Origin of the sequence: uncultured Campylobacter sp. (assembly GCF_937949835.1) — a bacterium.
Taxonomy (GTDB): domain Bacteria; phylum Campylobacterota; class Campylobacteria; order Campylobacterales; family Campylobacteraceae; genus Campylobacter_B.
Genome location: NZ_CALEDC010000113.1, coordinates 1 through 1,418 on the forward strand (window position 1 = coordinate 1; position 1,418 = coordinate 1,418).

Annotated in this window: 2 protein-coding genes; both read right to left on the reverse strand. The window is 50.0% G+C overall.

Annotated features, from left to right (window positions below):
- A partial coding sequence (locus Q0256_RS02545; protein ID WP_297959765.1) for a 1-acyl-sn-glycerol-3-phosphate acyltransferase occupies positions 1-597 on the reverse strand: 597 nt, incomplete at its 3' end.
- Positions 594-929, reverse strand: coding sequence for a hypothetical protein (locus Q0256_RS02550; protein ID WP_297959767.1), 336 nt, complete (start codon positions 927-929; stop codon positions 594-596). The genes Q0256_RS02545 and Q0256_RS02550, both read right to left, overlap by 4 nt.
- Between the last annotated feature and the right edge of the window lie 489 nt (positions 930-1,418).

The following is a 1,418-nucleotide window of genomic DNA, read 5'->3' on the forward strand; positions in this document are numbered from 1 at the left end:
TCCTTTTTTTAGGCTTTTAGGATCCATTTTTATCGCAACGCAGTTTATGTTTTTTGCGAAATTTATCGCGATGTAAAACGCCGCTTTGTGCATGGCGATGCGATCCGCAGTGCGCGTGCCCTCGGGGAAGATGATTAGGCTTTCTCCTCGCTCAAGGGCGCTGCGACACGCATCTATCATCGCTTCCGAGCCGGTGTTTGGGATGTAGCCCGCGGCTGCGATGGCGGCGGAGAGGAAGGGGTTTTTGCACAGGCTTTCCTTGACTACGCAGTTTGCGCGCCGCACGTGAGCTAAAAAGATCACCACGTCAAGCAGGCTGGGGTGGTTTGCGATGATGAGAGTGCCGCCGGGCGGGAACTTGCAGCGCCAGCTTACGCCGATACTGCCGTAAAGTCGCGCGAGCAGCAAAAATATGCGCCACGAGATCATTATAAAATCGCGTACGAAATTTCGCACGGCGCCTATGCGGTTTAGCCTCAGTAGCGCTACCGGGAGAAAGAGCAGGTTGCCTATCATACACAGCGCGCCGAAGCTTGAGAAGCACAGCGCGATGCCGATCTGCTTGATTTTGCGCCTTAGCGGATCTGTCTGCTTCATCGCGCGGCGCCTCTTTTGGCGGAGATTTCGCGGCAGCTTTTGTTGGAAATTTTACGGCTCTCGGTGAAGGTTTTGTTGTTCTCAGCATGGATTTGATGGTTCATCATGCGCGCGATCTCGATAAAATTTCTACGGCTTGCTACTCGCTGCGTCGCAGCGGAGTTTTTGCGGTTTGTTGTGCGCGATATTTCAGCTTGCGGTGTATGCAGAAGCAATAGAGCTTTCATGGTCTGAGCAGAGGCGATCTCGGCGCCCTGCATATGCCGAAGCAATAGAATTTTTGTGACGCGCGATAAACTGCGATCTTGTAGAATTCCCGCCGTTTGTCGCATGTGCTGCCTCGGTAAAATTTCCGTAGCTTGCCGCATGCTTCGTCGCGCGTATTGCTGCGATAAAATTTCTATATTTTGCCGCACATATCGTTGCGGTAGAATTTCGGCGGTTTGCCACGCGCGCCGTCGCGAGAAAATTTCTGCGAAGCGCCATATGCGGCATTTTGGCGCTATCGTATGACGCACCGTCTGATTAAATTTGTAACTCGCAGCACCGCAAAATTTAAAATTCTGAAATTAAAATTCCGCGCCTTGAAATTCTACGTTTTAAAATTTAGAATTTTAAAATTCCGCGGCCGAAATCTTACGCACCTAAAATTTGAAATTTTGTCGCGCCTTAAAATTTAGCGCACCCGCCAAGCATCACGGTACCCATCAAAGCCCCTGCGCGCTAGAGGGCGCGACTAACTCCTCTATAATTTTACCGGGCTCGCAATGAATTATTTTACTCTCTATCGTAAATTTTTCGCCGTCAAATTTAAAGTATTG